General features: G+C 70.4%; 17 protein-coding genes. 4 read left to right on the top strand and 13 right to left on the bottom strand.

The window, feature by feature from the left end:
• Positions 1-96: 96 nt before the first annotated feature.
• From ACIRRY_RS11920 to ACIRRY_RS11945, 6 genes are all read right to left on the bottom strand, one after another.
• Positions 97-1002: a universal stress protein gene (locus tag ACIRRY_RS11920; protein WP_403971087.1), complete on the bottom strand. Its 906-nt coding sequence runs from the start codon at positions 1000-1002 to the stop codon at positions 97-99.
• A gap of 134 nt (positions 1003-1136) precedes the next feature.
• On the bottom strand, positions 1137-1379 hold the full coding sequence (locus ACIRRY_RS11925) for a DUF397 domain-containing protein (RefSeq protein ID WP_019057879.1): 243 nt from the start codon (positions 1377-1379) through the stop codon (positions 1137-1139).
• Between the two features lie 82 nt (positions 1380-1461).
• Complete coding sequence (locus tag ACIRRY_RS11930) at positions 1462-2628, bottom strand: thiolase domain-containing protein (RefSeq protein ID WP_403971089.1); 1167 nt, start codon at positions 2626-2628, stop codon at positions 1462-1464.
• On the bottom strand, positions 2625-3671 hold the full coding sequence (locus tag ACIRRY_RS11935; RefSeq protein WP_403971091.1) for a thiolase domain-containing protein: 1047 nt from the start codon (positions 3669-3671) through the stop codon (positions 2625-2627). The genes ACIRRY_RS11930 and ACIRRY_RS11935 overlap by 4 nt, the downstream gene beginning before the upstream one ends.
• Positions 3672-3688: 17 nt before the next feature.
• Positions 3689-4639 (bottom strand): Zn-ribbon domain-containing OB-fold protein, encoded by a 951-nt coding sequence (locus tag ACIRRY_RS11940; protein ID WP_403971093.1) that lies wholly within the window; start codon positions 4637-4639, stop codon positions 3689-3691.
• A 112-nt stretch (positions 4640-4751) separates the two neighbouring features.
• Positions 4752-5552: a crotonase/enoyl-CoA hydratase family protein gene (locus tag ACIRRY_RS11945; RefSeq protein ID WP_403971095.1), complete on the bottom strand. Its 801-nt coding sequence runs from the start codon at positions 5550-5552 to the stop codon at positions 4752-4754.
• Between the two features lie 166 nt (positions 5553-5718).
• Between ACIRRY_RS11945 and ACIRRY_RS11950 the strand changes: the two genes are divergently transcribed.
• Positions 5719-7338: an acyl-CoA synthetase gene (locus tag ACIRRY_RS11950; RefSeq protein ID WP_403971097.1), complete on the top strand. Its 1620-nt coding sequence runs from the start codon at positions 5719-5721 to the stop codon at positions 7336-7338.
• An 884-nt stretch (positions 7339-8222) separates the two neighbouring features.
• Positions 8223-9812 carry a sulfatase gene (locus ACIRRY_RS11955; RefSeq protein ID WP_403972238.1) on the top strand — a complete coding sequence of 530 codons (1590 nt, stop codon included), beginning with the start codon at positions 8223-8225 and terminating at the stop codon, positions 9810-9812.
• A gap of 21 nt (positions 9813-9833) precedes the next feature.
• On the opposite strand, the gene ACIRRY_RS11960 is transcribed toward ACIRRY_RS11955, so the two are convergent.
• From ACIRRY_RS11960 to ACIRRY_RS11985, 6 genes are all read right to left on the bottom strand, one after another.
• Positions 9834-11333 carry an acyl-CoA synthetase gene (locus ACIRRY_RS11960; protein ID WP_403971099.1) on the bottom strand — a complete coding sequence of 500 codons (1500 nt, stop codon included), beginning with the start codon at positions 11331-11333 and terminating at the stop codon, positions 9834-9836.
• A gap of 107 nt (positions 11334-11440) precedes the next feature.
• Entirely contained in the window at positions 11441-12991 is a 1551-nt protein-coding gene (locus ACIRRY_RS11965) for an acyl-CoA synthetase (protein WP_403972240.1), read from the bottom strand.
• A 74-nt stretch (positions 12992-13065) separates the two neighbouring features.
• A complete protein-coding gene (locus ACIRRY_RS11970) occupies positions 13066-14175 on the bottom strand; it encodes a nitronate monooxygenase (RefSeq protein WP_403971101.1) in 1110 nt (369 codons plus the stop codon).
• A 93-nt stretch (positions 14176-14268) separates the two neighbouring features.
• A complete protein-coding gene (locus tag ACIRRY_RS11975) occupies positions 14269-15843 on the bottom strand; it encodes a phytoene desaturase family protein (RefSeq protein WP_403971103.1) in 1575 nt (524 codons plus the stop codon).
• A 394-nt stretch (positions 15844-16237) separates the two neighbouring features.
• Positions 16238-18475: a tetratricopeptide repeat protein gene (locus tag ACIRRY_RS11980; RefSeq protein ID WP_403971105.1), complete on the bottom strand. Its 2238-nt coding sequence runs from the start codon at positions 18473-18475 to the stop codon at positions 16238-16240.
• Positions 18476-18760: 285 nt separating this feature from the next.
• On the bottom strand, positions 18761-19939 hold the full coding sequence (locus ACIRRY_RS11985; RefSeq protein WP_403971107.1) for an acyl-CoA dehydrogenase family protein: 1179 nt from the start codon (positions 19937-19939) through the stop codon (positions 18761-18763).
• Positions 19940-20121: 182 nt separating this feature from the next.
• On the opposite strand from ACIRRY_RS11985, the gene ACIRRY_RS11990 reads away from it, so the two are divergent.
• A complete protein-coding gene (locus ACIRRY_RS11990; protein WP_403971109.1) occupies positions 20122-20316 on the top strand; it encodes a hypothetical protein in 195 nt (64 codons plus the stop codon).
• A gap of 68 nt (positions 20317-20384) precedes the next feature.
• Here ACIRRY_RS11990 and ACIRRY_RS11995 read toward each other — a convergent pair whose 3' ends face one another.
• Positions 20385-20759, bottom strand: a complete 375-nt coding sequence (locus tag ACIRRY_RS11995) for a ferredoxin (RefSeq protein ID WP_403971111.1) — start codon at positions 20757-20759, stop codon at positions 20385-20387.
• A 196-nt stretch (positions 20760-20955) separates the two neighbouring features.
• Between ACIRRY_RS11995 and ppk2 the strand changes: the two genes are divergently transcribed.
• Positions 20956-21759: a polyphosphate kinase 2 gene (ppk2, locus tag ACIRRY_RS12000; RefSeq protein WP_403971113.1), complete on the top strand. Its 804-nt coding sequence runs from the start codon at positions 20956-20958 to the stop codon at positions 21757-21759.
• Positions 21760-21769: the final 10 nt, after the last annotated feature.

Raw genomic sequence — 21769 nt, forward strand, 5'->3', positions numbered from 1 at the left:
TTTTCGAGGGTGCCGCGACCGGCGAGTGGGCGAAGGCGTACCGACCGGTTTTCCTGAGTCGGCGGTGACGGCAGGGACGCGGATCCCGTGTGATCCTCACTCCTCCGGTGCGGTCGGCGGCACCACCGCGACCGGGCTCGCCGCGTGCAGCAGGACCGCCTGGGTGACCGAGCCGAGCAGGCGGGCCGGGGAGAGCAGTCGGCGGCGGTGGCGGCCCACGACGACGAGGTCCGCGTCCTTCGAGGCGGCGACCAGGTGGCCGGCCGCGTCGCCCGGGGCGACGTACGGCTCGGCGTGGACATCGGGGTGGAGGTCGCGGTGCGGGGCGAGTTGGGCCTCGGTGAGGACGCGGGTCTCGTTCTCGATGGCGTCCTGGTCGATGACCGGCGGGACGAGTTCACCGGCGGACGCCCAGGCCTGCGGCGGCCACGGGTAGGCGGCGACGACCTGGAGGCGGGCTCCGCGCCGGGCGGCCTCGGCGAAGGCGAACGCGAGGATGGTCTCGTCGGGGCTGTCCACGTGCAGGCCGACGACGACCCGGGGCCCGGGTCCGGCCGGGGGCGCGTCGTGGACCTCGCGACCGGGCCGGGGCACCACGACGACGGGACAGTCCGTGTCGCGGGCTGCGGCCATGCCGTTCGAGCCGAGCAGCAGGCTGGCGAAGCCGCCGCGGCCGCGCGAGCCGAGCACCAACAGCTGTGCGGTGGAACCGAGTTCGGGCAGTACGGCGCCGGGTGCGCCCTGCAGCCTGAGGTACTCCATGACCGGCCGGGCGGCACGCTTCTCGACATACGTACGGACCTCGCCGAGCACCTCGTCCTCGGCCGGGTCCGGCGGCCCGGCGACCAGGACGCCGGGCGGTGTCCAGGCGGCGGCGTACTGCCACACATGGACGACCCGCAAGGGCGCCCCGCGTCCACGGGCCGCGTCGAGGGCCCAGTCCAGGGCGTGCAGGCTGTCGTCCGAACCGTCGACCGCCGCGATGACCGGCAGGGTGCTCATGGGTTCCTCACCTCAGGAGTAGCGGGACCTTCCCCCCTGGGGCCAGCCTGGCTCAGGCGTCGGCTCCAGAAGGGTTCTCTAGGTCGCGTGTCCGGAAAAATCAGGTGGGACACCGGTGAGCGGCGGAACGCCCCTCACGTCAGATCGAACTCCCCCTCCCGCGCCCCCGACACGAACGCGCCCCATTCCGCGGGCGTGAAGATCAAGGAAGGGCTCTCCGGGCGGCCGCTGTTGCGCATCGCGATGAATCCCTCGACAAAAGCGATCTGGACATCCCCCAGTCCACGGCTGCCTGAGTGCCAATCGGCGTCACTGAGGTCCAGCTCCGGCTTGTCCCAGCCCGCAAGCGGGTGCTGCTGGATGGTGCTCTCGGCCACGTCCGTGCTCCTCCCGATTCGTCGTCCGCGGCCAGCCTAGCGATCGACTTCTGATGCCGACAGGCCACGTGAGGGGGACCTTTCAGGAGGCGGGGGGTTCACTGCCCACGAGCCACATCGAGAAGAACTGGGATCCGCCGCCGTAGGCGTGCCCGAGAACCCGTCGGGCCCCTTCCACCTGGTGTTCCCCGGCCTGGCCGCGCACCTGGAGGGCGGCCTCCGCGAAGCGGATCATGCCCGAGGCGCCGATCGGATTGGTCGACAACACACCCCCTGACATGTTCACAGGAAGGTCGCCGTCCAGCTCGGTCACCCCCGATTCGGTGAGCTTCCAGCCTTCTCCCTCCTCGGCGAATCCGAGATTCTCCAGCCACATGGGCTCGTACCAGGAGAACGGCACATACATCTCCACGGCGTCGATGTCCCGGCGCGGATCGGCGATCCCGGCCTGCCGGTACACGTCGGCGGCGCAGTCCTTCCCGGCCTGTGGTGACACACAGTCCTTCCCCGCGAACAGTGTGGGTTCGCTCCGCATGGCACCCCCGTGCATCCAGGCCGCCGGACGGGGTGCGCGGGCCGCCCCCGCCCGGTCGGTGAGGACCATCGCGCAGGCGCCGTCCGAGGAGGGACAGGTCTCCGAATAGCGGATCGGGTCCCACAGCATCGGCGAGGCCTGGACCTTCTCCAGGGTGATGTCGTGCTCGTGGAGATGCGCGTACGGGTTCTTCAGCGCATTGCGCCGGTCCTTGTACGCCACCAGGGAACCCACCGTGTCGGGCGCTCCGGTACGTCGCATATAGGCGCGCACGTGCGGCGCGAAGAACCCACCCGCGCCGGCAAGCAGTGGCTGCTGAAAGGGAATTGGGAGAGACAGTCCCCACATGGCGTTCGACTCGGACTGCTTCTCGAAGGCCAGCGTGAGGACAGTGCCGTGCACGCGGGCGGCGACAAGATTCGCGGCGACGAGCGCGGTCGACCCGCCCACCGACCCGGCGGTGTGCACCCGCAGCATGGGCTTCCCCACGGCCCCCAGCGCGTCGGCGAGATACAGCTCGGGCATCATGACGCCCTCGAAGAAGTCCGGTGCCTTCCCGATGACCACGGCGTCGATGTCGGCCCACGTCAACTCGGCGTCGTCCAGGGCACGTCGGGCCGCCTCGCGCACAAGCCCCGCGATCGACACGTCCCGCCGCGCGGCGACATGCTTGGTCTGGCCGATCCCTACGACGGCCACGGGCTCCTTGCTCATCGCGGATCCCCTTCGAGTACGGCGACCAGGTTCTGTTGCAGACAGGGCCCGGAGGTGGCGTGGGCGAGGGCCCGGTCGGACTCGCCCCGGTGGATACGGGCGGCGGCCTCACCGATACGGATGAGCCCGGCGGCCATGACGGGGTTGGCGGCGAGGGCCCCGCCGGACGGGTTGACACGCACCTCGTCGCCGAGCCGCAGCGCCTTGCGCAGGACGACCTCCTGCGCGGTGAACGGCGCGTGCAACTCGGCGGTGTCCACGGGCCGTTCAAAAGCCCCGGCCTTCTCGGCGGCCAGCCGCGCGGACGGCGAGTCGGTCAACTCCCGTACTCCCAGCCCGTGTGCCTCGATGCGGTGGTCAATGCCCCTGATCCAGGCGGGCCGTTCACACAGTTCGCGGGCCCGGTCGCCGGCCGCGAGGATCACGGCGGCGGCACCGTCACCGATCGGCGGGCAGTCGCCGGTGCGCAGCGGCCGTACGACATAGTCCCCCTGCGGCACCGAACCCCGCACCTGCGCATGGGAGTTGGCGCTCGCGTCGGTCCGGCTGCGGGCGGCCACGGCGGCGAGGGCGGGTTCGTCGGTGTCGCCGGCGTCGATGAGGGCCTGGGCCTGGAGGGCGGCGAGGGCGACGGAGTCCGGCCACAGCGGGGCGACGTAGTACGGGTCGAGTTGTCGCGTCAGCACATCACGCACGGAGCCGGGGGACGACTTGCCGTACGAGTAGACGAGCGCGGTGTCGGCGTCGCCGGTGAGGAGTTTGGTCCATGCCTCGTAGAGGGCCCAGGCGCCGTCCATCTCGACGTGCGACTCGGAGATCGGCGGCCAGGCGCCGACACCGTCGAGGGCGAGGGTGAAGGAGAAGGCGCGGCCCGCGAGGTAGTCGCTGGAGCCGGAGCAGGTGAAGTCGATGTCGGCGGTCTTCAGCCCGGTCTGTTCGAGGACGCCGTGCAGGACCGGCATCAGCATCTCCACCTCGGAGAGCTCGTCGGTGGTGCGCCGGTGGTCGGTCTGCGCGAAGGCGACGACGGCGATCTCACGCATCGCGGCAGCTCCATGCATCACAGCAGCTCCTTGTAGACGTCGTAGTCCGCGTCGGGCTCGCCGCTCGGCCGGTAGTGGTCCGGATAACGCCCGCCCTCGCTCCACACCGCCTCGACGCGCAGCCCCATGCGCACCTGGTCGTAGGGGATGCCGCCGATCCGTCCGTGCAGCGCGAGGTCGGCGCCGTCGAGGGCGATGTGCGCGTAGACGTACGGCACCTCGATGTCGAGGTTCTTCGCCTTGATGTTGACGATGCAGAACGTGGTGACCGTGCCGCGCGGCCCCACTTCCACATGTTCCGCAGTGGCGACACCGCAGGTGGGGCAGGCACCCCTCGGCGGGACGTACACCTTGCGGCAGGAGGGGCAGCGTTCGCCGACGGTGCGTTGTTCGGAGAGCGCGTGGATGTAGTCGGTCTGCGCGCGACCGGGCGAGTAGACGTAGTCGAGGCGGGCCGAGGCCACGATGCCGGTGACCATGTTCTCGAACTCGCCGGTGTGGAGGGTGGGTTGAGATCCCTCGTCGCCTTCGTTCCCGTACGACTCGAAGCAGGCGATGTCCGTGATGGCACCGGTGCGTTCCTCGGCCCAGCGGACGCGGACACGCATGCCGGTGTGCACGGCGTCGGGGCCGGAGGCGTCGAGGGCGTGCAGCAGAGCGGTGTCGGCACCGTCGAGCCGGACCAGCACCCAGGCGAAGGGCGCGTCGAGGGGTTGGCCACGCCGGGATTCGTGGTTCCAGGCCCAGGTGGTGACCGTCCCGGTGGAAGCGACCTCGACGAGATCCCGGATCTCCTCGGCGGTGACGGGGTCGTACTCGACGGGAGGGACGAGGGTACGTCCGTCGCCCGTCTTCACCCCGAGCACGACACGTTCCCGCAGCCCGGTGAGAAACGCGCTCTGGACGGGCCCGAGGGAGCGGGTAAAGGGGAATTCCAGAGTCAGGGGCGCTTTGAGCACTTCAGGCACGACATCTCCTCACTAAACAGATGCGGGCCGACTGTCCCCACCCAGGGGCGCGGGGAACTGCGCGACCAGCCACAACGAACCCGCAGACACAAACGGGCCGACCAGCGGAGCACTACGCCCGCTTATAAACAGGCGCCCGCTTCTCCGCAAAGGCACGCGCCCCCTCCTTCGCATCGGCCGTGTCGAACACCGGCCACCCCCGCTTGAGTTCGGCCGCAAGCCCCTCCGTCTCGGTCAACTCCGCGCTCTCGTACACCGACGCCTTCACCGCCTCGACAGCCAACGGCCCACAGGAGTTGACGAGTTCAGCGATCTCCAACGCCTTGGCCAGAGCCGTCCCGTCGGGGACGACATGCCCGATCAGACCGACGTCCGCCGCCTCCCGCGCGCTGTACGGACGCCCCGTGAGCAGCATCTCCAACGCATGCGTACGCGGAATCTGCCGCTGGAGACGGACAGTTGAGCCCCCGATCGGAAACAGCCCGCGCTTGACCTCGAACAGCCCGAACGTCGCCGACTCCCCCGCGACCCGGATATCGGTGCCCTGAAGAATCTCCGTACCGCCGGCCACGCAGTACCCCTCGACCGCGGCGATCACCGGCTTGCGGGGCCGATGGTGCCGCAGCATCGCCTTCCAGTGCAGGTCGGGATCGGCGGTAAGCCGGTCACGGTACTGCTGCCCCTCCATGCCCTTGCCGGCCAGCGCCTTGAGGTCCATGCCCGCGCAGAACGCGCCCCCCGCACCGGTCAGCACGATCGAACGGATCGCGTCGTCCGCGTCGGCCTCGATCCACCCGTCGTAGAGACCGACCAGCATCGGCAACGAGAGCGCGTTCTTCGCCTCGGGCCTGTTGAGGGTGAGCACCAACGTGGCGCCCTCGCGCCGCACGGTCAGGTGTTCCGTACCGCCCATGGTCGTCTCCCGTCGCCGTACCGCCTCCGGAACGAGAACAGGTTGCAGGAGGCGCCCTGCCAGTACAAGAGGTTTCTGACACTCAGTCAGATTTCTTCTGCGCGGACCCTTCACAGTTGCCGCGCCCTTTGCTCTGATGACCGGCGAACCGACGTCAGGAGGAGTGGTGGAGTACAACATTGCCGACCTGTTCGAGTCGGTCGTCGACGTGGTCCCGGACCGCGAGGCGCTCGTGTACATCGACCACCCGGGGACGGGCGCGGAACGCCGCCTGACCTACGCGGAGTTGGACGCGGCGGCGAACCGCGTCGCCCATCATCTGATCGACGCCGGGATACGCCCGGGCGAGCACCTCGGGCTCCATCTCTACAACGGCGTCGAGTACGTGCAGACGGTGCTGGGCTGTCTCAAGGCGCGGGTGGTACCGGTCAACGTCAACTACCGCTACGTCGAAGAGGAGTTGGTGTACCTCTACCAGGACGCCGACCTCGTGGCGCTGGTCTTCGACACGGAGTTCACCGAGCGGGTGGCGGCCGCGCTGCCGCGGGCGGAGCAGCTTCGGCACCTGGTGCGGGTGGGGACACCGCCGCAAGACGCCCCGGACGTACCGGCGGTGGCCTTCACGGACGCGGAGGCGAGCGGGTCTCCTGAGCGCGGGTTCCCGGCCCGTTCGGGCGACGACCAGTTCATCATCTACACCGGCGGTACGACGGGGATGCCCAAGGGTGTGATGTGGCGCCAGGAGGACCTGTTCTTCTCGGGGCTCGGCGGCGGCGCGCCGACCGGTGAACCCGTCAAGAAACCCGAGGAGTTGGCCGAGCGGGTCGCGGCCGGCGGGGCGGGGATCACCTTCTTCCCCGCTCCTCCGCTGATGCACGGCACCTCCACGCTCACGGCGTTCATCGGCTTCAACTTCGGCCAACGCGTGGTGATCCATCGCAAGTTCGTCCCTGAGGAGGTGCTGCGGACCATCGAGAAGGAGAAGGTCACCAGCATGTCCCTGGTAGGCGACGCGATGCTGCGCCCGCTGATCGACGCGCTCAACGGGCCGATGAAGGGCACCGACTGCTCGTCGATGTTCAGCGTCTCGTCGTCGGGCGCGATCATGTCGGAGACGGTGCGGCGGCAGTTCCAGGAGCTGCTCCCGAACACGATGCTCCTGAACAACTACGGCTCGTCCGAGTCCGGGTTCAACGGCACGGCCACGGCCGACTCCGGGGCCGGGCAGTCCTTCCGCATCCGCGTCAACTCCCGTACCCAGGTGGTCGATCCGGCCACGCACGAGCCGGTCGCCGTGGGTGAGATCGGCCGGGTCGCGCAGTGCGGTCATGTACCGCTCGGCTACTACAACGACGCGCGGAAGACCGCCGAGACCTTCTTCGAGAAGGACGACAGGCGGTGGGTGCTGCTCGGCGACATGGCGACCGTGGACGCGGAGGGCGTCGTCACGGTTCTCGGCCGGGGTTCGCAGTGCATCAACACCGGTGGGGAGAAGGTGTACCCGGAGGAGGTCGAGCAGGCGCTCAAGTCGCATCCGGATGTCTACGACGCGCTCGTGGCCGGGGTGCCGGACGTGCGGTGGGGCAACCATGTGGCCGCCGTCGTTCAACTCCGCGGGGGTGCGGAACGGCTGTCGCTGGACGACATCCAGACGCACTGCCGTACCCACCTCGCCGGGTACAAGATCCCGCGCCAACTGGTGATCGCGGAGTCCATCCAGCGGTCGCCGAGCGGCAAGGCGGACTACCGGTGGGCGCGGGAGGTGGCCGTCGCCGCAGATCAGTGAGTCAACAGTGGGTCAATGAGTACACCGGCTTGAACTGCCGGTAGCGTGCGGCCGTACTCATGGTGACGAATCTGGTGGCCCGGGCCAGGTCCGCCATGCCGTCACCGGGCTCAGCACGGAAGGACGTTCGGGTGCCGCTCTTCACTCGCTCTCAACCGCTGGCGCACGACAAGGCCACCGGGGAGACCGACCCGACAGCGGCGACGGAGGCCGCACCGCCCGGACCACAGAAGCCACCCGAGCAACACGGCTCACCGGACTCACGGGACGCGGCCAACGCGTCCGACTCGGCCGACGGGGCCGGCTCACTTGACGAGGTTGACTCGGTTCACGGGGCCGCCCCGGACTCGGCCAGCACGTCCAACTCGGCTGACCCGGCTGACCCGGACGAATCGTCCGACGCGCCGGGGGCGCCCGAGGCGGCCAAGTCCGTCGACGCCGCCGAATCGGCCTCACCCGCAGCATCTGCCGAACCTGGCGAGCCCGCAGAATCCGCAGAGCCCGCCGGGTCCGAAGAGTCCGCTCAGCCCGGCGAATCCGCAGAGCCGGCCGAGCCTGGCAAGTCCGCAGAGCCTGCCAAGACCGCGGAACCCACCGAGTCCGCGGTGTCCGCGACGCCCGGCGAGGCCTCCGTAGGCGTCGAGACCGCGAAGTCCGGCAAATCCGCCAGCCCCGCAGCCTCCGCCACGCCCGACAAGACCTCTGAGCCCGTCGAGCCCGTCGAGCCCGCAGCGTCCGCTGAACCCGCCGAAGCCGTTGAGCCCTCCGGTCCCGCCGCGCTCGCCGATTCCGCACAATCCTCCGAAGACTCCCCCCAACTCCCCCTCCGCACCGGCTGGTTCGGCTGGCGTGCCCGTTACCCCCGTACCGCACGTGCCGTACGGGTGGGCACGAGTGTGTTGGCCGGTGCGCTGCTGCTCGTGGCTCTCGTGGTGCCCGACCGGCTCGACCGGATGACGTTTCAGTCGTTCCTCCGGCTGCCCGTGGAGCTGATCGTCCTCGCGATCGTGCTGCTCGTGCTGCCGTCGAGGGCGCGGCGGATCGCCGCCGTCGTCTCGGGCGCGTTCGTCGGGCTGTCGACCGTCCTGAAGTGCCTCGACATGGGCTTCTACCAGACCCTGGCCCGCCCGTTCGACCTGGTCTTCGACTGGGTCCTGCTGAGCGACGCGGCGGACTGGATGAAGGACTCGTTCGGGCGCTCGGGCGAGGTGCTCTCGATCGTCGCGGTGATCGTCCTGCTCGTCGTCGTGCTCGTGGCGAGCGCGCTCGCGATGGTGCGGCTGGCGGACGTGCTGGCCGAGCACCGCCCCACGGCCGTACGCACCACACTTGTCCTCGGTGTCGCGTGGATCATGTGCTTCACCCTGAGCGTGCAGGTCGGCGGCGTCACCCTCGCCACCAAGGGCTACAGCCAGTTCCTCACCAACCGCGTGAAGTACGTCCGCGAGGGTCTGGGAGACGCCGACGTCTTCAAGAAGCAGCTCACCGTCGACGCCTTCGCCAAGACCCCGCCCGACCAGCTGCTGACCGGCCTGCGCGGCAAGGACGTCCTGTTCACCTTCATCGAGAGCTACGGCCGGGTCGCACTCGACGACCCGACGATGGCACCGGAGATGGACAAGACGCTCACGGCGGGCGACGCCAGGCTCAAGGCGGCCGGCTTCTCGTCGCGCAGCGCCTGGCTCAGGTCGCCGGTGACGGGCGCGGGCAGTTGGCTGGCCCACTCGACGTTCCTGTCCGGCCTGTGGATCAAGAACCAGCAGCGGTACCGCACCGTGACCACCAGCACCCGAGCGACCCTCACGAGCTACTTCCAGAAGACCGGCGCCTGGCGCACGGTCGGTATCGTCCCCGGTGTGCGCAAGTCCTGGCCCGAGGGCAAGTACTTCGGCCTCGACAACATCTACGACTCGACCCATCTCGGATACCAGGGCCCGTACTTCAGCTGGACGCCGGTGCCGGACCAGTTCAGCCTGGAGTCCTTCGAGAAGCTGGAGTTCGGCAAGAAGAACCGCGACCCGATCATGGCGGAGATCATCCTGGCCTCCAGCCACAACCCCTGGTCCCCCATCGCCCACACCATCCCCTGGGACCAGCTCGGGGACGGCACGATCTTCAACCAGATCAAGAAGGAGGGCACGAACCCGACGGAGGTCTGGAAGAGCGCGAAGCGTGTGCGGACCGAGTACCGCAAGGCCATCCAGTACTCCGTGGACAGCCTGACCCAGTGGGTCCAGCGCTACGGCAACAAGAACACCGTCCTCGTCTTCCTCGGCGACCACCAGCCCGTGCCGACGGTCACCGGTGGCACCGCCGACAGGGACGTGCCGATCACCATCGTCGCCCACGACCCCAAGGTGCTGGACAAGATCTCCAGTTGGGGCTGGACGGACGGCCTCAAGCCCGCCGACAGTGCCCCGGTGCTGGGCATGGACAAGTTCCGGGACCGCTTCATGACGGCCTACGCGAAGTAGCGGCCCAAGCGAAGCAGCGCGCTACTCGTCGGCGAACCGCTGCCGCAACTCCCGCTTGAGGATCTTTCCGCTGGCGTTCCGCGGCAGCTCGGTCACGAACTCGACCCGCTTGGGCGCCTTGAAGTGAGGCAGCTTCTCCCGGGCGTGGTCGATGAGTTGGGCCTCGGTGACCTCGCCGCGCGGGACGACGACCGCTGTGACCGCCTCGATCCAGCGGTCGTCGGGGAGGCCGATCACGGCGACCTCGGCGACAGCCTCGTGGGTGTAGAGAACGTCCTCGACCTGGCGTGAAGCGACCAGTACGCCACCGGAGTTGATGACGTCCTTCACCCGGTCGACGACGGTGAAGAAGCCCTGCGCGTCCCGCACGGCGAGGTCGCCGGAGTGGAACCAGCCGTCGCGGAAGGCGGCGGCGGTCTCCTCGGGCTTGTCCCAGTAGCCCTCGCACAACTGCGGTGAGCGGTAGACGACTTCGCCCTGTGTCCCGTCGGGTACGTCCTTGCCGTCCTCGTCGACCACCCGCGCGTCCACGAACAGCACGGGACGGCCGCAGGATTCCAGCCGGCCCTTGTGCTCGTCGGGGCCCAGGACCGTGGCGAGCGGGCCGATCTCGCTCTGCCCGAAGCAGTTGTAGAAGGCCAGCTTGGGGAGCCGTTCGCGCAACCGCTCCAGGACGGGTACCGGCATGATCGACGCGCCGTAGTACGCCTTGCGCAGGCCGCTCAGGTCACGGGTCCCGAAGTCGGGGCGGTTCGCCAGCCCGATCCACACCGTGGGCGGGGCGAACAGGCTGTCCGCCTGCCCGGCCTCGATCAGGTCGAACAGCCGGTCCCCGTCGGGCGCGTCGAGGATCCTGTTGGTCGCCCCGACCGCGAGGTACGGCAGCAGGAACACATGCAGCTGCGCCGAGTGGTACAGCGGCAGCGAGTGCACCGGCCGGTCCCCGGCGCTCAGGTCCAGGGCGGCGATCGCGCTCAAGTACTCGTGCACCAGGGCCCGGTGGGTCATCATCGCGCCCTTGGGCAGCGCGGTCGTGCCCGAGGTGTAGAGCAACTGCACCAGGTCGTCGGTACGCGGCTCGGGACCGTCGTACGGCGGCGCGGTCGCCAGCAGCTCCAGCAGCGAGCCGTCCGCGTCCCGCAGCGGCAACGTCCGTACGCCGTCCGGGAGTTGACCGGCGAGATCCGGATCGGTGAGCACCAGCGCGCTGCCGGACTGGCCGACGATGTACGCGAGGTCGTCGCCGTTGAGGTTCTGGTTGACCGGCACGTGCACGAGGCCGGCCCGGGCACAGGCGAGGAAGCCGATCAGATAGGCGTCCGAGTTGTGGCCGTAGGAACCGACCCGGTCGCCCGGCGCGAGGCCCTGGTCGAGGAGCACGCTCGCGGCTCGGGAGACGGCGTCGTCGAGTTCCCCGTACGTCCAGGAGCGCTCGCCGTAGTCCACCGCCACGCGGGCGGGAGTGCGCCGGGCACTGCGTCGCAGTACCCCGTCAACCGTGCTGCCGTGTACGGGCGTCATGACACATGATCCTCGGGCCGCCGCCCGGACGGGTCAAGCCGGGTGGCCGAGGTGGGCCCGGCCCATACGTGCCGGGCCCACATATGGGGAACCCACATGTGCCGCACTCACATAGGCCGGACCCGTCCCTCCCAGTACGGCTCCCGCAGCCGCCGCTTGTACAGCTTGCCGTTGGGGTCCCGGGGCATCTCGGCGATGAAGTCGATGCTCTTGGGCCGCTTGTAGCCGGCGAGTTGCTCGGCGCAATGGGCGAGGAGCGCGGCGGCGAGATCCGGACCCGGTTCGTGGCCCGGACCCGGTTCGACGACGGCCTTGACCTCCTCGCCCCACTCGTCGTGCGGGATGCCGAAGGCCGCGGCGTCGGCGACGGCGGGATGGGCGAGCAGCGCGGACTCGATCTCGGCCGGGTAGATGTTGACGCCGCCCGAGATGATCATGTCGATCTTGCGGTCGCGGAGGAAGAGATAGCCGTCCTCGTCGAGGTAGCCGAGGTCGCCGACGGTGAAGAAGTCGCCGATGCGGTTCTTCTTCGTCTTGGCCTCGTCCTTGTGGTACGCGAAGCCGCCGGTGCTCATCTTCATGTAGACGGTGCCGAGTTCACCGGGCGGGAGCCGGTTGCCGTCGTCGTCGAAGACCGCGAGTTCGCTGATGGGCCAGGCCTTGCCGACCGTGCCGGGCTTCTTCAGCCAGTCCTCGGCGGTCGCGAAGGCGCCACCGCCCTCGCTGGCCGCGTAGTACTCCTCCACACACATGCCCCACCAGTCGATCATCGCCCGCTTCACATGGTCCGGGCACGGGGCGGCGCCGTGGATGGAGTGCCGCATGGACGAGACGTCGTAGCGCGCCCGTGTGTCCTCGGGGAGGGCGAGGAGTCGGTGGAACTGGGTGGGGACCATGTGGGTGTGGGTGCACTTCTCGCGGTCGATGAGGCGGAGCATCTCCTCCGGGGTCCACTTGTCCATCAGGACCAGGCGGTGCCCTATGTGCAGGCTGGCGCCCGCGAACTGGAGGACGGCCGTGTGGTAGAGCGGCGAGCAGACCAGGTGCACGTTGTCGTCGAACGGCTTGATGCCGAAGATGCCGAGGAAGCCGCCGAGGTACGCCGACTCGGGTGGCTTGCCGGGCAGGGGGCGGCGGATGCCGCGGGGGCGGCCGGTGGTGCCCGAGGTGTAGTTCATGACCCAGCCGAGGGTGCGGTCCGTGGGCGCCGACTCCGGTTGTCCGTCGAGGAGTTCGGCGTACGGCCGGAAGCCCTCGACCGTGCCGACCGCGTACCGGTGGGTGGCGGGCAGGCCCGCCTCGTCGGCGGCCTGGCGGGCGGCTTCGGCGAACCGCTCGTGCGCGATGAGCACCTTGGCGCCGGAGTCGGCGACTATCCAGGCGATCTCCGGTGCGACGAAGTGGTGGTTGACGGGGACGAGGTAGAACCCGGCCTGGGTGGCGGCCAGATGGGCCGTGAAGAACTCGACTCCGTTGGGCAGGACGACCGCGAAGGCGTCGCCGGTTTCCAGTCCGGCGGCGCGCAGTCCGTGGACGAGCTGGTTGGCGGCGGCGTGCAGTCGGCCGGCCGTCCACTCCTCGCCGTCGGGCGCGACGAGGACCACGCGGCCGGGGTCCTGGGCCGCCTGGGCCCAGAAACCGGCGGGGGGTGTGCTCACTCCCTGTGCGGCGGCCCCACCTGCCGTGGCTCCGCCCTGTGTGGTCTCACCCTGTGTGCTCTCGCGCTGTGTGCTCACTGGCCGCTCCTTCCGGCGATGCGGTTGATGCGGTCGACGGCGTGCTCGAAGCCGCGGGTGAGGTCGTCGAAGACGGCCTGGACACTGCGTTCGCTGTTCATCCGGCCGACGATCTGGCCGACGGGGGTGCCGAGCAGCGGTTCGATCTCGTACTTCTGGATGCGCGAGACGGCCTCCGCGACCAGCAGGCCCTGGAGCGGCATGGGGAGGGTGCCCGGACCGTCCGGGTCGTCCCAGGCGTCGGTCCATTCGGTGCGCAGTTGGCGGGCCGGCTTCCCGGTCAGGGCACGGGAGCGGACGGTGTCGCCGGATCCGGCGGCGAGCAGTTTGCGGGTCACTCCGGGCGAGTGCATATCGGCTTCCGTGGTGGTCAGCCACAGGGAGCCCAGCCACACACCTTGGGCGCCGAGGCTGAGCGCGGCGGCCACCTGCTGTCCGCTGCCGATGCCGCCCGCGGCGAGTACCGGCAACGGGTCGACGGCGTCGACGACTTCGGGCGTGAGCACCATGGAGGCGATCTCGCCGGTGTGGCCGCCCGCCTCGTAGCCCTGGGCCACGACGATGTCGATGCCGCCCTCCGCGTGCTTGCGGGCGTGCCGGGCGCTGCCCGCGAGCGCGGCGACGAGGACGTTCCGGTCATGGGCGCGGGCGACGACGTCGGCGGGCGGCGAGCCCAGCGCGTTGGCGAGCAGCTTGATCGGGTAGTCGAAGGCGACGTCGAGCTGGGTGCGGGCGACCTGTTCCATCCACCCGGTGATGCGCCAGCCGGACACCTCGCCCTCGGCGAGTTCGGGAACGCCGTACTTGGCCAGGGTCTCGGTGACGAACTGCCGGTGCCCTTCCGGGATCATCGCATCGACCTGGGCCTCGGTGACGCCCTCGACCTTCTTCGCCGGCATGACGACGTCGAGGCCGTACGGCATCCCCTCGACATGCGCCTCCAGCCAGTCGAGGTCGCGCTTGAGGTCGTCGGGGGCGGTGTAGCGGACCGCGCCGAGCACTCCGAAACCGCCGGCCCGGCTGATGGCCGCGGCGACGGCGGGGAACGGCGTGAAGCCGAAGATGGCGTGCTCGATTCCCAGTTTCTTGCTCAACTCCGTCTGCATGGGCGCAGAATGCCGCAGTCCTCCGGACGACGGAAGGCCTTTTCTGATGCTCCGTCAGATTTTCCTCGCGGCGGGCCCACAGGACACGGGCCGTCAGGCGTCCCCGCCCTCCAGCACCGCCATCGCCGCGTTGTGCCCAGGCACCCCGCTGACTCCCCCGCCGCGCACGGCGCCCGCGCCGCACAGGAGCACGTTCGCGTGCCGGGTCTCGACGCCCCAGCGGCCGGTGGTCTCCTGGGCGTACGGCCAGGTCAGTTCGCGGTGGAAGATGTTGCCGCCGGGCAGCCGGAGGTCGCGTTCCAGGTCCAGCGGGGTCTTCGCCTCGATGCAGGGACGGCCGTCGGCGTCGGTGGCGAGGCAGTCGGCGAGCGGCTCGGCGAGGTGGGTGTCCAACTGGGCGAGCGTCGCCTTCAACAACTCGTCGCGTACGGCGTCGTTGTCCCGTTCGAACAGCCGCGCCGGGGTGTGCAGACCGAAGAGGGTGAGGGTCTGGTAGCCGTTCTCGACGAGGTTCCGGCCGAGGATGCTCGGGTCGGTGAGCGAGTGGCAGTAGATCTCCGAGGGCGGCGCGGCGGGCAGCGCACCGGACGCGGCCTGGGCGTGCGCTGCGGCCAGTTGGCCGTAGCCCTCGGCGATGTGGAAGGTGCCGGCGAACGCCTCGCGCGGGTCGACCGAGGTGTCGCGGAGCCGGGGCAGCCGCTTGAGCAGCATGTTCACCTTGAGCTGGGCGCCCTCGGCGGGGGCGGGCGGTTCGTCGCCGGTGAGGGCGGCCAGTTGCTGCGGGGAGGCGCCGACGAGGACGTGCCGGGCGCCCACGACGCCTTCGCCGTCCGCCGTGCGATAGGTGATCTCGGCGGCGCGTCCGTCCGTGTCGATGTGGACGGCCTCGTGACCGGTGGCGAGTACGGCGCCGGCCGTGCGCGCGGCGGTGGCCAAGGCGTCGGTGAGGGCGCCCATACCGCCGACCGGCACGTCCCAGGCACCGGTGCCGCCGCCGATGACGTGGTAGAGGAAGCAGCGGTTCTGGGCGAGCGTGGGGTCGTGGGCGTCGGCGAAGGTGCCGATGAGGGCATCGGTGAGGACGACGCCCCGGACCAGGTCGTCCGCGAAGTTCTCCTCGATCGCGACGCCGATCGGCTCCTCGAAGAGCATCCGCCAGGCGTCCTCGTCGTTGACGCGACGGCGCAGTTCGTCGCGGCTGGGCAGCGGCTCGGTGAGCGTGGGGAAGACCCGCTGCGCGAGGCGGCCGGTCATGCCGTAGAGCCGCTGCCAGGCCGCGTACTCACGGTCACCGCCGGTCAGCCGGGCGAAGGCGTCACGGGTCCGGCGCTCGCCGCCGCCGACGAGGAGGCCGGTGGAGCGTCCGTCGCGCTCGACGGGGGTGTACGACGAGATGGTGCGCCCCCGGACACGGAAGTCGAGGCCGAGGTCCCGCACGATCTTCTTGGGCAACAGGCTGACCAGGTACGAGTACCGGGACAGCCGCGCGTCGACCCCCGCGAACGGCCGCGTCGACACGGCGGCGCCACCGGTGCCGTCGAGCCGCTCCAGCACGAGCACGGAGCGCCCGGCGCGGGCCAGGTAGGCGGCGGCGACCAGGCCGTTGTGGCCACCGCCGACGATGACGGCGTCGTACGTCCGGTGTCCGGGTCCCTCGTGTGCAGGCATGGTTCTTGGTAACACGAGGTGATCTAGGTCGGCCAGAGGTGGGCCGGGATGGGCGGTAGGCGGTAGGTAGGCCGGGGAGCGGTGGGCGCGGGTGGCGGGTGGCGGGTGGCGGGTGGCGGGTGGCGGAGCTCGGGTGTTGCAAGTGCGGCCATGGGCAGGGCGCGGGGTGACCGGGGCGGACACACAGGACACACGGGACGCACCGCCGTCAGCAGCCTCGGCCCGACGAGCTCGCCGCCTGGCGATGCGGCAGCCCTCCGCGCCGATGCCTCCGCGATCCCATGGACTGACGGACTGACGGTCTCGCGCCCGGCGCCCCCGCAGCCCGACAAACCCACAACCCGGCAGCCCGACAACCCCACGGACCAGAAACTCCCCCGCCAACCACCCGCGGCTAGCTGCCCCCCGGCACCCGCCCCTGCCGAAGCGCCGCCACCCGGCGGTACAGCTCGGCCGCCTCCGTGGTGCGGCCGAGTTGTTCCAGGCAGTGGGCCTCGTCGTTGCGGCTGGCGAGGGTGTCGGGGTGGGCGGGGCCCAGGACGCGCTCGCGGGCCGCGGCAACCCGGCGGTACTCGGTGAGGGCGTCGGACCAGCGGCCCAGCCAGCCGAGGCCGACGGCGACCTCGCGGCGGCTGACCAGGGTGTCGGTGTGGTCGGCGCCCAGGACGCGCTCGCGGATCGCGCACACGTCGCGGGACTCGGCGAGGGCCTCCTCCCAGCGGCCGAGGCGGCCGAGGTTGACGCCGAGGCCGTGGCGGGCGCGGAGGGTCTCGGGGTGGGCGGGGCCGTGGACGCGGGTGCGGTCGTCGATCAGGTCGCGGTACAGCTTGAGGGCGTCGGCGCTGCGGCCGAGCCGGCCGAGGCTGATGCCGACCTCGTAGCGGGCGGCGAGCGTGTCGGCGTGGTCCGGGCCGAGAGCTTGCGCGCGGGCCTCGGCCACCTCGCCGTAGGTCTGGAGGGCTTCCGCCCAGCGTCCCAACTGGCCCAGTGCGTAAGCCACTTCGTAGCGGGTGACCAGGGTGTCGGGATGGCCCGGGCCCAACACGCGGGCGCGCGCGGCGGCGACCTCGCAGGCCATGCGGTACGAGTCCTCCAGGCGGCCGAGCCGGCTGAGGTTGAAGGCGAGGTTGTGGCGGCAGCGCAGGGTGTCCGGGTGGTCGGGGCCCATCGTGCGTTCGCGGGCGGCGAGTACGGACGTGTACACCTGGTGTGCGTCGAAGTGACGGCCCAACTGGCCCAGGACGTATGCCATTTCCTGCCGGGCGGCGAGCGTGTCGGCGTGGTCGGCGCCCACCGCCCGTTCCCTGGCGCGGGCGACATGGGTGTACTCGTGCAGGGCGTCGGCGGCGCGGCCGGTGCGGCTGAGGGTGAAGCCGAGTTCGTAGCGGCTGGCGAGGGTGTCGGGGTGGTCCGGGCCGAGGAGATGGGTGCGTTCGGCGGCGACCGCGCGGTGCACCTCACCCGCCTCCGCCCAGCGGCCGAGCCGGCCCAGGCTCAGGCCCGCGTTGTGGCGCCCGGCAAGGGAGTTGAGGGTCTCCGCGGAGGGCGCGGACGGTGACTCCGGTGCGGGTTCCTCCGCGTGGCCGGTGGCCGGGCGGGCGATCCACTCGCCGGTGAGTCCGGCACCGGCGTCCGGCGGTGTGGTGCGCAGTCCGGCGCCGGTCGCCTTGTGTCCGGTGGTCATCCCGCGTGTCCAGGACGGCAGACGCGGCTCGCCGGACACCGCCTCCGGCGGGCGCGGTCGGGGCTGCGGGGTCACAACGGTCGGCACGTACAGGGGTGTCGTACGGCCCAAGGTGATCCGGCGCCCCAACTCGCGCGCGTCGTGCGGACGTTGCTCCGGGAGCTTGGCCAGCAGGTCGAGGATGACCTTCTCCAGGTACTCGGGAACCTCGGGGCGCCTCTCACGCGGCGGGCTGGGCACGGTGTCGCGGTGGCCGATGAGGATCGCCCAGGCGTCGCCGAGATCGAACGGCGGCGCCCCGGTGGCGAGTTCGTACAGCACGCAGCCGAAGGAGTAGAGGTCGCTGCGCTGGTCGACCTCGGTGCCGCTGATCTGTTCCGGCGACATGTAGTGCGGGGTGCCCATCGCGATTCCCGTGCCGGTGAGCCGGGAGGTGAAACCGATGTCGGCGCCGAGGCGGGCGATGCCGAAGTCGCAGATCTTCACCGTGCCGTCGGTCAGCCGCATGATGTTCGCGGGCTTCAAGTCGCGGTGCACGATGCCCTGTTGGTGGCAGTAGGCGAGGGCGGAGGCGACCTGCTCGGCGATCTCGACGACGTCAGCGACGGGCAGCGCCCGCTGTTCGTCGTCCTCCAGGAGCTGGCTGAGATTGCGGCCGTCGAGCAGCTCCATCACCAGGTAGAGGACGCCGTCGGACTCGCCGAAGTCATGAACGACGGTCACCCCGCGGTGCTGCAACCCCGCGGCCACCCGCGCCTCACGCCGGAACCGCTCGCGCAGCACCCGGGTGAACGACTGGTCGTGGTGCGGGTTCATCGGCTTGAGGCACTTCACGGCGACCAGCCGCCCCAGCGACTCGTCCCGCGCACGCCACACCTCGCCCATGCCGCCGCGCCCGATCAGATCGAGCAGCCGGTAGCGGCCCTGGATCAGCCTGCTGTCCCCCATCTCCCGCGATCGCCCCCGTCAGTGTTCGTCCCGCCCTCCCCTGGCTCGTCCAGTATGGCGAGCGATCGTCCGACTTTGTACGCCGGCGGGTCAGCGTGGCGGCCGCGGGTGCCGGTGCGTCGGGGCCGGGGGGCCGTTCCGCCGTACAACTGACGGGCGTACGACGGCAGGAGGACGTAGGGCAAATGCACCACGCGCCGCCGGAGCGCCTCGCACGCCGGGACGAGGACGGGGTGCGCCGGGACGAGGACGGGATATGGCGGGACGAGAGCGGGATATGGCGGGCTAGCGCCGCACCCTCGGCATCCCCAGCCCGATCCACGAGATGATCTCCCGCTGGATCTCGTTGTTGCCGCCGCCGAAGGTGAAGATGACGGCGGAGCGGTAGCCGCGTTCCAGTTCGCCGTGCAGGACGACGCCCGCGGAGCCCTCCTTCAGGGCGCCGGTCGCGGCGACGATCTCCATCAGCCAGGCGTAGGCGTCGCGGCGGGCCTCGGAGCCGTAGACCTTGACGGCGGAGGCGTCCTGGGGGGTGAGGGTGCCTTCCTGGACGGCGTTCACCATCTGCCAGTTGAGGAGCTTCATCGCGTCGAGCCGCGCGTGGGTGCGGGCGAGGAGGCGGCGGACCCAGGGAAGGTCGACGACGCGGCGGCCGTCGGCGAGTTTGGTCTCCATGGCCCAGTGCTGGACGTCGTGCAGGGCGCGGATCGCCATCGTGCCGTGGGCGGCGAGGGTGACGCGTTCGTGGTTGAGCTGGTTGGTGATCAGGCGCCAGCCGTGGTTCTCCTGGCCGACGCGGCGGGAGACCGGGACGCGGATGTCCTCGTAGTAACTCGCGGTGGTGTCGTGCGAGGCGAGGGTGTTGATCACCGTGCAGGTGTAACCGGGGTCGGCGGTCGGGACCAGGAGCATGGTGATGCCCTTGTGCGGCGGGGCGTCGGGGTCGGTGCGGACGGCGAGCCAGACCCAGTCGGCGGTGTCGCCGTTGGTCGTCCAGATCTTCTGGCCGTTGACGACGTATTCGTCGCCGTCACGTACGGCCCGTGTCTTGAGCGCGGCCAGATCCGTGCCGGCCTCGGGCTCGCTGTAGCCGATCGCGAAGTCGATCTCGCCGGCGAGGATCTTCGGGAGGAAGTACGCCTTCTGCTCGTCGGTGCCGAACCGCATGATCGTCGGGCCGACGGTGTTGAGGGCCATCAACGGCAGCGGTACGCCGGCCTGCGCGGCCTCGTCGAAGAAGATGAACTGCTCCATCGGCGTCAGCCCGCGCCCGCCGTACTCCTCGGGCCAGCCGACGCCGAGCCAGCCGTCCGTGCCGAGCCGCCGGATGGTCTCGCGGTAGAAACGCTTCTGGGCGGCCGGGTCGGCGTAGCGGGAGTAGGCGTGGTCGGGCACCAACTCGGCGAAGTAGGCGCGCAGTTCGGTGCGCAGTCGCTGCTGCTCGGGCGTGTATTCGAGATGCACGGCGCCTCCTGGCTCCCCAAGGCCGGTCCTGACGGCGCACACCGTAGAACGTGTTCCAGAAATAGGGAATGGCGAGGCGGCGACGACCCGGACCTTGCGCCGTGTCTTTCACCTTGAGCGAGCCCCTGGGGTTGTACGGGTGCCGCGAGTGGCGCTTCCCCGCACCGGGGCCGATGGAGCTCATGCGCTGCTACATCGGCAGGACCGGCGACGGCTTCGAACTGGATCCGGAGCGGATTCTCGCCCTGGACTTCGGGGAGCACCGCTTCGCCGTCCCGCTGGACTCCGACAACAGCCGGGGCCCCGAGTCGGCCCATCCGATCCGCGTCGGAGAGGACGGCCGGACCTCTCCCCGCGGCGGGTTCCGGATCTGGTAGCGAGGGCGGCGGCGGTCCGGAACGACCGGCTGTCCGTGGGTCCGGCGGCAGAACGGCACAACTGCCCGTCAGTTCAGCGTCGCCAGGAACTCCGTGCACGCCCGTGCGCAGTCCCGGCAGGCCGCCGCCTCCGTCGCGGCACCCGGCCGTGCGTCGAAGACCTGCGCGCTCTCCAGGCAGACGAGCAGGCACCACTTGGTCTGGAGGCGCAGGGCGGACTCGTCCTGGAGGTTCTGCTCGGCCAGCATCCGGCAGGTCGCGTCGCACACCTCCGCGCACAGCAGCGCCTTGCTTCGGACGAGGGCCTCGTGGCCGGTCGCGTCCGGACCGGAGCGGCTGACGCGCAGCACACAGGCCCGCGCACATCCGGTGCAGGCCTGTGCGCAGGCGAAGCGGTCCTCCAGGAAGCGGACGAGCTCCTGCTGGGTGGTCAACGAGGTCACACCCTCCGGATTGCCGCTGACGGCCGGCGCAAACCCGGCACGGCGGGCGTACGGGGCGCGTAAAGGGCACATACGGGGTGCACACGGGGTGCGCGGGCCCCCGGCGATCAGTACGGTGGCGATCAGTACGGTCGCTGTCCAGGTGTTCGACCTTGGACAGGAGCGACCGCGCACGTCATCGAGGGGTTGAGGCGGCATGGCCGGCAAGAAGGCGGCAAAGCTGCCGCGCGCGAAGTACGAGACGGAACTGCTGCGCCTTCAGACGGAGTTGGTGAAACTCCAGGAGTGGGTGCGGGCCGAGGGCACCCGGCTGGTGATCGTCTTCGAGGGGCGGGACGCGGCGGGCAAGGGCGGCACCATCAAGCGGGTCGCCGAGCACCTCAACCCGCGCGTCGCCCGGATCGCCGCACTGCCGAAGCCGACCGACCGCCAGCGCACCCAGTGGTACTTCCAGCGGTACGTCGAGCATCTGCCGGCCGCGGGCGAGATCGTGCTGTTCGACCGCTCCTGGTACAACCGGGCGGGCGTCGAGCGGGTGATGGGCTTCTGCTCCAAGGAGGAGTACCAGCTGTTCCTGCGCCAGTGCCCGATCTTCGAGCGGATGCTCGTGGAGGACGGGATCGTGCTGCGCAAGTACTGGTTCTCGGTGAGCGACGCCGTGCAGCAGGACCGGTTCCGGCGCCGGCTGGAGGATCCGCTGCGGCGCTGGAAGCTCTCGCCGATGGACCTGGAGTCCATCACCCACTGGGAGGACTACTCGCGGGCCAAGGACGAGATGCTGGTGCACACCGACATCTCCGAGGCCCCGTGGTCCGTCGTCGAGAGCGACGACAAGCGCCGGGCCCGGCTGAACATGATCGCCCACCTGCTCGGCTCCCTCCCCTACCACGAGGTGTCGCCCCCGGTCCTCGAACTCCCGCCCCGCCCGCCGTCCACCGGCTACAAACGTCCGCCGCGCGACCTCCAGACGTACGTCCCGGACCACGCGGCGAGCCTCTGAACCGGAACCC

The sequence above is a fragment of the Streptomyces sp. NPDC101776 genome, from assembly GCF_044766845.1.
Lineage (GTDB): Bacteria > Actinomycetota > Actinomycetes > Streptomycetales > Streptomycetaceae > Streptomyces.

Excerpts from the sequence above, each read along its gene's own strand:
- ACIRRY_RS11920 (WP_403971087.1), bottom strand. The coding sequence starts at position 1,002 with ATGAGCACCCTGCCGGTCATCGCGGCGGTCGACGGTTCGGACGACAGC.
- ACIRRY_RS11930 (WP_403971089.1), bottom strand. The coding sequence starts at position 2,628 with ATGAGCAAGGAGCCCGTGGCCGTCGTAGGGATCGGCCAGACCAAGCAT.
- ACIRRY_RS11935 (WP_403971091.1), bottom strand. The coding sequence starts at position 3,671 with ATGCGTGAGATCGCCGTCGTCGCCTTCGCGCAGACCGACCACCGGCGC.
- ACIRRY_RS11945 (WP_403971095.1), bottom strand. The coding sequence starts at position 5,552 with ATGGGCGGTACGGAACACCTGACCGTGCGGCGCGAGGGCGCCACGTTG.
- ACIRRY_RS11960 (WP_403971099.1), bottom strand. The coding sequence starts at position 11,333 with ATGACGCCCGTACACGGCAGCACGGTTGACGGGGTACTGCGACGCAGT.
- ACIRRY_RS11970 (WP_403971101.1), bottom strand. The coding sequence starts at position 14,175 with ATGCAGACGGAGTTGAGCAAGAAACTGGGAATCGAGCACGCCATCTTC.
- ACIRRY_RS11975 (WP_403971103.1), bottom strand. The coding sequence starts at position 15,843 with ATGCCTGCACACGAGGGACCCGGACACCGGACGTACGACGCCGTCATC.
- ACIRRY_RS11980 (WP_403971105.1), bottom strand. The coding sequence starts at position 18,475 with ATGGGGGACAGCAGGCTGATCCAGGGCCGCTACCGGCTGCTCGATCTG.
- ACIRRY_RS11990 (WP_403971109.1), top strand. The coding sequence starts at position 20,122 with ATGCGCTGCTACATCGGCAGGACCGGCGACGGCTTCGAACTGGATCCG.
- ppk2 (WP_403971113.1), top strand. The coding sequence starts at position 20,956 with ATGGCCGGCAAGAAGGCGGCAAAGCTGCCGCGCGCGAAGTACGAGACG.